This window comes from Lactobacillus delbrueckii subsp. delbrueckii DSM 20074 = JCM 1012 (assembly GCF_001433875.1).
Classification (GTDB): domain Bacteria; phylum Bacillota; class Bacilli; order Lactobacillales; family Lactobacillaceae; genus Lactobacillus; species Lactobacillus delbrueckii.
The window spans coordinates 449-7,694 of the sequence record NZ_AZCR01000005.1 but is presented as its reverse complement, the minus strand read 5'-3'; the positions used below and the strand labels follow the sequence as shown (position 1 = coordinate 7,694).

Annotated in this window: 10 protein-coding genes; 2 read left to right on the top strand and 8 right to left on the bottom strand. The window is 52.7% G+C overall.

What is annotated here, in order from left to right:
* Positions 1–382 (top strand): PAQR family membrane homeostasis protein TrhA (gene trhA, locus FD23_RS10130; RefSeq protein ID WP_236743858.1); only part of this gene is annotated, 382 nt, incomplete at its 5' end.
* Between the two features lie 25 nt (positions 383–407).
* Here the strand turns inward: trhA and FD23_RS01750 are convergent.
* A complete protein-coding gene (locus tag FD23_RS01750; protein WP_025895375.1) occupies positions 408–1,598 on the bottom strand; it encodes a CCA tRNA nucleotidyltransferase in 1,191 nt (396 codons plus the stop codon).
* Between the two features lie 71 nt (positions 1,599–1,669).
* On the opposite strand from FD23_RS01750, the gene FD23_RS01745 reads away from it, so the two are divergent.
* Positions 1,670–2,569: a YitT family protein gene (locus FD23_RS01745; RefSeq protein WP_052933690.1), complete on the top strand. Its 900-nt coding sequence runs from the start codon at positions 1,670–1,672 to the stop codon at positions 2,567–2,569.
* 34 nt (positions 2,570–2,603) lie between these two features.
* On the opposite strand, the gene FD23_RS01740 is transcribed toward FD23_RS01745, so the two are convergent.
* The 7 genes from FD23_RS01740 to FD23_RS01720 all read right to left on the bottom strand — a co-directional run.
* A complete protein-coding gene (locus FD23_RS01740; RefSeq protein ID WP_052933691.1) occupies positions 2,604–2,849 on the bottom strand; it encodes a hypothetical protein in 246 nt (81 codons plus the stop codon).
* Positions 2,850–3,014: a hypothetical protein gene (locus FD23_RS09945; protein WP_003618682.1), complete on the bottom strand. Its 165-nt coding sequence runs from the start codon at positions 3,012–3,014 to the stop codon at positions 2,850–2,852. It abuts the gene before it with no gap.
* A 35-nt stretch (positions 3,015–3,049) separates the two neighbouring features.
* Positions 3,050–3,238, bottom strand: coding sequence for a hypothetical protein (locus tag FD23_RS09940; RefSeq protein ID WP_044880475.1), 189 nt, complete (start codon positions 3,236–3,238; stop codon positions 3,050–3,052).
* Positions 3,239–3,318: 80 nt separating this feature from the next.
* A complete protein-coding gene (locus FD23_RS01730) occupies positions 3,319–3,507 on the bottom strand; it encodes a hypothetical protein (RefSeq protein ID WP_025895376.1) in 189 nt (62 codons plus the stop codon).
* A 30-nt stretch (positions 3,508–3,537) separates the two neighbouring features.
* Positions 3,538–3,687, bottom strand: a complete 150-nt coding sequence (locus FD23_RS09880; protein ID WP_164477167.1) for a hypothetical protein — start codon at positions 3,685–3,687, stop codon at positions 3,538–3,540.
* A gap of 296 nt (positions 3,688–3,983) precedes the next feature.
* Positions 3,984–5,756 carry an ABC transporter ATP-binding protein gene (locus tag FD23_RS01725; protein WP_052933692.1) on the bottom strand — a complete coding sequence of 591 codons (1,773 nt, stop codon included), beginning with the start codon at positions 5,754–5,756 and terminating at the stop codon, positions 3,984–3,986.
* Positions 5,753–7,246: ABC transporter ATP-binding protein (locus FD23_RS01720; protein ID WP_236743857.1), on the bottom strand; the 1,494-nt coding region annotated here is incomplete at its 5' end. The genes FD23_RS01720 and FD23_RS01725, both read right to left, overlap by 4 nt.

The window sequence follows — 7,246 nt, the reverse complement described above, 5'->3', positions numbered from 1 at the left end:
AATCTTTATCGCGATTGCCGGCTCTTATACCCCTTATACCCTGGTCACGATCGGCGGGGCTAAAGGCTGGGTCATGTTCAGCATCATCTGGGCCCTGACGGTCTTTGGGATCCTCTATTATATCTTCAACCAGGGCAAGCACGTTATCGGCGACACCATCCTTTATATCGCCATGGGCTGGATGGTGATCCTGGCCGGCAGCCAGCTTTATTTCAGCCTGGGGCCGACCGGCTTCTGGCTTTTAGTCTCAGGCGGGATTGCCTACACCTTTGGCTGCCTCTTCTTCTCTATGCGGGGCCTGCCATATAGCCACGTCATCTGGCACTTCTTCGTTTTGCTGGGCTCCATCTTGATTTTCTTTTCAGTTTTATTTTATGTATAAAAAAGGCGCTGGTGACCAGCGCCTTTTAGATTGCCAAAAATTCCGCGATTGCCGCCTGGCTGTTCTCTACCTGGCCGCTGACCACGCCCTCAAGGGCTTTGCGCAAAAGCTGGCCCAGTTCCGGTGAAGGCTTAATCCCCTCCTTGATCAGCCACTGGCCGTCAATGGCCAGCTCCCCTGCCGCCTTGATTGGCAGACGGTTATAGCGGTCTAACAGGACCTGGCTGGATAGAGGCTTGCCCAAAAGCCCCGCTAGCTTTAAAGCCGCCTCCAGGTTCTCCTTGCCGATTTCAAAGAGGTCAAAATCGCTCTCTCCCCCCCGGCTCAAGAGGTCAAAGGCGGCCACGATCTGTCTGACTTGCTGGTTCATTGCATTGGAGTTCTTCCAGGCCCGCATGAAAGGCGAAATCTTGTCAGCCGGCAGGTTGATTAAAACGGCGATCAAGCTCCAAAAGACTGCTTCGTCATCCGGACCAGCCTTAAGGTCAGTGAAGACAGAGAGCTGGTCCTTTTTCCCAGCCAGACCCGGGCATTCCTCGCTTAAGCCGGTGGCCAAAAAGTCCTTAAAAGCCTGCCGGCTGTCCTTGCCCAGGGCCAGCTTGACAAATTCTTCCCTGATTCTTTCCACGGAAATCTTGCTTAAAAGCTCGTGATTGTTGATAATAGCCTGCCTGGTCTTTTCTTCCAGGCTGAAAGAGAGCTGGCTCATGAAGCGGACTGCTCGCATCATCCGCAAGGCATCCTCATGGAAACGGTCTTCAGCCACGCCAACAGCCTTGATCGCCCGCCGCTTCAAGTCGCCTAAACCGTCGAAAAGGTCAATGATCTCCCCTTGCCGGTTCATGGCCAGGGCATTGATGGTAAAGTCCCGCCGCTTTAAGTCCTCGTCCAGGTTCTGCACGAAGGTGACCTTGTCTGGCCGGCGGAAGTCCTGGTAGCCGGATTCCGTTCTGAAAGTCGTGATCTCGTAGCTGGATCCCCCATAAAGGACGGTCACTGTCCCGTGCTGGATGCCAGTGTCGATACTTTTGGCAAAAGTCTCCTTGACTTCTTCCGGGTAGGCACTGGTCGCGATATCCACGTCATGAATCGGCCGCTCTAAGAGCAGGTCGCGGACGCAGCCGCCGACGAAGTAAGCTTCAAAGCCAGCTTCTTCCAACTTTTCCAGGACCGGCATGGCCTGGGTAAAAACTTCCGTTATACGAATATTAGTCATCTTTTTCTCCACCTCGACTTTTTTTGCTAAAATTGATTACGCATGGGAATAATTAAGAAAGGAGTGTCGAAATGAACAAGCCAAAATTCAAATGGACCACTAGTGACACGATCAACATCCTGATGATTGCCCTGGGCTCGGCCATCTACGCCTTCAGCGTGGACATGGTGTCGATTCCCAACAAGCTGGCCGACGGGGGATTGTCGGGTTTCACCCTGATCATCCGCCACTTCTGGGGGGTCAACCCCGGTCTCAGCACCTTCATCATCAACATTCCCTTGATCTTTTTAGGCTTTAAATATATGGGCAAGCGGGCCATGATTTATACCGTCTGGGGAACCCTTTGCCTGTCCTTCTTCTTAAGCATGTGGACCCTGCAGTCTATTATAGACCAAGTTCCCCTCCATCACGACCCCTTCCTGGCTGCTGTCACGGCCGGCTGCTTGTCGGGGCTGGGACTAGGACTGGTCTTCCACTTTAACGGGACCACCGGGGGCAGCGATATTGCCGCCCGGGTCTTGCAGGAAAAATATGGGATCACGCCCAGCAAGGGTCTTCTGGCCCTGGACTTCTTAGCCCTGGCCTGCTCCCTGTCTTACCTGGACTTCTTCCATGTCGGCTACACCATGGTCTCCTGCTTCATTTTATCCAAAGTCATGGCCTTGGTTACTGAAGGCGGGACCCGGGCCAAGGGGGCCTTTATCATTTCCCAGAATTACCGGAATATCGCCAAGCTGATTGACCTGCGCTTAGAGCGGGGCTTCACCTACATTAACGCTAAGGGCGGCTATTCCAACGAACCCCGCCACATGATCTACCTGGTCCTGTCACCAAGAGAAATCCCAGAATTAAAGAAAATCGTCAAGCAAGAAGACCCGCAGGCCTTCATCATCTTCTTTGACGTCAACGAAGCTTTGGGCGAAGGCTTCAGCTACAAGACCAAGTCGCCAAGCTTATTTATCAGAAAGTAAAAGGAGTCACCAGCATGACTCCTTTTTTCTTACCTTAATCTTGCTTAATCCTGAGAGCCGCGTCCCGCAGCTTCTTGCTAAAGACAGGCGCCAGGTGCTGCAGGAGGCTAACCAGATTAATTTCGCCCTTGTCATAGACATTAGTCAGAAGCAAATAGTCTTGGATCTCACCAAAGTCATTCTTAACCGGAACCAGCAGAATGCGGTCAATATCATTCTTGGCGCAGAAATCCCCTTGTTCAGCAAAGTCAGCCTCTCGAGCTGAAGTATCTCCGGTCATTTAGGAGCTGCTGGTTGACCTCGAAAATTCCGCGTCAGTTGCTGCGATCCGCTTGAATTCCGACTCACCGCCTTCATCCAGGGCAAAGACCGTCACCACGCAGTTTGGCATGGTCGAGGCCTTTGTATAGTAATTGACCCAGCTGCGCAGGCCCCGGCGGGTCAATCCACCGTCTCAGAGCTTCCAGATTGCAGACCTTATCAGTCAAAGTCCGGATAACCGGCTGAAAAGTAAACCTGGATCCAGCCCTTTTCCAGGGTCTCGTCAATGTGGCTAAGCACATACTCTTGCAGGCGGTGTCTTTGGTCCAGCTTGTCATCATAGTAAACTATTCCGGACTTAAAAGGATCTTCCAAGGACTCACAGGCCATATTCCTGGCAGTAGGCATAAAAGCGGTCTTCACCCGACCGGGTGCAGGCCTGGTCACCAAAACTGTCCTTAAGACAAGCTCCCACAAAGCGCAGCAGGTCATCCCCCTGCGTATTGGTTGTTGTAATCCTTCATCCCCACCAGGTCAAAGGAAATCGAAACACGCTCGCCTTCCTTGATCCAGTCCCTTGTCCGGCTTTGGCCGACTTCTTGGAAAGAGCGCAGGTCCAGCAGGCCGGTCAAAAGAGTCCGGTTGATGTTGATCGGCGTAATGTAGCACAGGTGCAATTCCCGGCCAGCAACTTCAGCCTTGCGAACCTAAGCATTAAGCAGGTGCTCTTGCCCCTTGGCATCTGCAACTGTCATGTGTTCAAATTCGGCATGATCACCGCTTAGACCTGTAGTCAGCGGGAAGAGCTTTTCCCAGGCAAAATCAGTCAGTTCAGCCATATTTTTGCAGGCAAACAAATCCAGCAGCTTCTTATTGGCATAGACAATGGCCGTTTTATTATCCTTGACTTCCAGAACCCAGGAAGGGCTCCCGGATATAAGTAAAAGACTTTCGCAAGAAATTTGTCAGATCATCTTTTTCAATCATATTACCGGCTTCCATCTAGCTATTTTTTGTCATTAGAGACTTGTACAAAGTAATTATACTAAATCCTTCTATCTTTTTCTCAAAAAATAATAGTATTTTTGCAATTATTTCGCAAATTAAAACCGCTCTCACCTAGAGAACGGTTAAAAGCTTAAAAAGTATTCAGTTATGATGGAAATTTCGCGAACTGGCTGCGGTAAAGCTGGCTGTAAAAGCCGCCCCGGGCCAAAAGGTCAGCGTGCTTGCCGCGTTCAATAATCTGCCCGTCCTTCATCACCAGGATCAAGTCAGCATTAACGACCGTGGACAAACGGTGGGCCACGACAAAGCTGGTCCGGCCCTGCATCAACTTGTCAAAAGCAGCTTGAATCAGCATTTCTGTTCGGGTGTCGATAGAGCTGGTTGCTTCATCCAAAATCAGCATTGGCGGGTCCAGCAGCATGACCCTGGTGATACAGAGCAGCTGCTTTTGCCCGGCGCTTAAGCTGTCAGCGGAAAGGGGCGTGTCCAGGCCCTGGGGCAGGCGGCGGATAAAGCCCCAGCTGTGGGCAGCTTTAGCCGCTGCGATGATTTCCTCGTCAGTAGCATCTTCCTTGCCGTAAGCCAGGTTATCCCGGACTGTCCCCTCTTCCAGCCAAGTGTCCTGCAAGACCATGCCGAATTTTTTTCTTAGGGCATGGCGGGACATGTCCTTGATATTTCTGCCGCCTAAGTAGATTCCGCCGGAATCCACGTCATAAAAGCGCATGAGCAGGTTGATGGTGGTCGTCTTCCCGCAGCCGGTCGGCCCGACCAGGGCAACCCGCATCCCCGGCTTGGCAGTCAAGTTGAAGTCCCTGATCAGAGGCTTGTCCGCCTGGTAGGAGAAGTTGACATGGTCAAAGACGACTGAACCGGTCTTGACTTCAGGCAAATCGCCATCAGCCTTATTCAAGTCAACCGGATCAGCTTCCGGCTCTTCATTGATCAGTTCAAAGACCCGTCCGGCGCAGGCAGCCGCGTTTTGCAGCTCAGTAATCACCGAGCTGATGTCGTTAAACGGCTTCATGTACTGGTTAGAGTAATTTAGCAAAACGCTGAGCCCACCAACCGTAAGACGCCCGCCCATGATGGCAAAAGCACCCGCCAAGGCGACCAGGGCATAAATCAGGGAATTGATAAAGCGGGTGGCCGGGTTGGTCAGGCTGGAATAAAAGGTCGCCTGCTGGCTGTATTCTTGCAGGCGGTGGTTTATTTCAGCGAAGCGGCTTGAGGCGGTTTTTTCATAACCAAAAGCCTTGACCACATTGACCCCGCTCACCATTTCCTCAATCAAGCTGGTCTGCTCGCCCCGAGTCTGGCTCTGCTTTCTGAACATCTGGTAGGACCGGCTGGCAATAAAGCGGGCCACGATGAAACTCAAAGGAGTCAAGACCAAAACCAGGAGGGTAATTTCCACCGACTGGCTGAGCATGAAGGCTAGGGTAGCCACAATAGTGATCAAGCCGGAGAAAAGCTGGGAAAAGCCTAGGAGCAGGCCGTCAGAGAGCTGGTCGGTGTCGGCAATGATTCTGGAAACAATGTCCCCGCTTGAGTGCTGGTCCAGATATGACAAGGGCAAAAGCTGCAGCTGCCGGATGGCCTTTTCCCGGATATCCTGGACGGTCCGGTAGGTCAGTTTATTGTTGATCAGGCCCATCAGCCAGGTGGCGGCGGCTGAGACAATCACCAAGATTAAAATCTGGACCAGGTCCTGGCCAATAGCTGGAAAGTCAACTTTGCCAGGGCCGACAATCTGGTCAATGGCCCGGCCAAAGATGATCGGCACATAAAGCTGGAAGATAACGGAAACTGCCGCCAGAATTATGCTGATGAATAAAAGAAGGCGGTAGCGGCCGATAATTGGCAAAAGCTGCTTCATCGCCTGCCAGCTGGTCATTTTCTTGTCTTGCTTTTTCATCGGCTCCCCTCCTTATCTTCTTTTACTTCTTTTTCTTTCGGGAACTGGGAATAATAGATTTCCTGGTAGACCTGGCAGTTGGCCAAAAGCTCTTCGTGCTTGCCGCTAGCCACCAGTTTGCCATCGTCTAAGACCAGAATCTGGTCAGCCTGCATGATGCTGGAAGCCCGCTGGGAAACCAGAATCTTAGTTACGTCCTTCAAGCTGGCCAGAGCCTGCCGCAGACGCGCCCCCGTTGCCAGGTCCAGGGCGCTGTCGCTGTCATCTAAAATCAAAAGCGGAGCCTGCTTGACCAGGGCCCGGGCGATGGTCAAACGCTGCTTTTGCCCGCCGGAAAGGTTTCTGCCTTCCTGCTCGAGCTGAAAGTCCAGCTGGCCGGGCTTAGCCAAGACTACGTCTTTCGCCTGCGCCAGGCTGAGGGCCTGCCAGAGTTCTTCATCACTGGCCTCCAGCCTGCCCATCAACAGGTTGTCCCGGATGCTGCCGGCAAAAAGCTGGGCCTTTTGCGGCACCAGGGCATACTGGTCCAATAGTTCCTCTTGGGTCAGTTCCTTTATGGAAACGCCGCCCAGTTTGATCTCCCCTTCCCCGCAGTCATAAAAGCGGGTCAACAGCTTCAAGAGGGTGCTCTTGCCGCTGCCCGTCCCCCCGATAATGCCGACGGTCGCCGCCGGCTTGATCGTAAAGGTCAAGTTTGAAACGGCCGGCGCGGAGGCTGCCGGATAGGTAAAGGAAACATTTTTAAAGTCAACCTGGCTGTTTGTGACCTTTGGACCTGCTTTAGGATAAGTCAAGTCATTTTCCGTGGCCAGAACCTGGCCAACCCGGTCTCCGCAGGCCCAGGCCCGGTTGATGGTGATAATCAGGCTGGCCAGCTTAATCAGTTCCACGATCATTTGGGCCAGGTAGTTGTAAAGAGCCACCACTTGCCCTTGAGCCATTGCTCCGGTATTTACCTGGACGGCGCCAACTTGAATCAAGACAATGGCCGCGATGTTGATCATGACATAAGTCACCGGGTTCATGGCGGCTGACAGGCGGCCGACGAACTCGTTCAGCTTGGTCATGGCGGAAACTTTTTCATCAAATTTGGCCACGGCGGCTCTTTCTTTTCTGAAGGCCCGGATGACCCGGACCCCGGCCAGGTTTTCATTGCTCAGGCGGGTAATTTCATCCAGCCGCTTCTGCACCTTCCGGTAAAGGGGGATGCTGACCAGCATGATGCCAAAAACGACCAGTGCCAAAAGCGGAATCGCTACGGCAAAGATCAAGGCCGCTTTAACATTGACCGTAAAGGCCGCGATCATTGACCCAAAGACGATAAAAGGACTTCTTAATAAGAGGCGCAAAGCCATGTTGAAGCCGGTCTGCACCTGGTTGATATCACTGGTCAAGCGGGTGATCAAGGTGCTGGGCGGCAGCTGATCCAGGTTGGCAAAACTGAACTTTTCCGCCTTGTCAAAAGCCGCCTGCCGCAGCTGGCTGGCCAG

Coding starts and splice junctions, on each gene's coding strand:
- FD23_RS01725 (WP_052933692.1), bottom strand. CDS start 5,756: ATGAAAAAGCAAGACAAGAAAATGACCAGCTGGCAGGCGATGAAGCAG.
- FD23_RS01740 (WP_052933691.1), bottom strand. CDS start 2,849: ATGACCGGAGATACTTCAGCTCGAGAGGCTGACTTTGCTGAACAAGGG.
- FD23_RS09940 (WP_044880475.1), bottom strand. CDS start 3,238: ATGCCTACTGCCAGGAATATGGCCTGTGAGTCCTTGGAAGATCCTTTT.
- FD23_RS01750 (WP_025895375.1), bottom strand. CDS start 1,598: ATGACTAATATTCGTATAACGGAAGTTTTTACCCAGGCCATGCCGGTC.
- FD23_RS01745 (WP_052933690.1), top strand. CDS start 1,670: ATGAACAAGCCAAAATTCAAATGGACCACTAGTGACACGATCAACATC.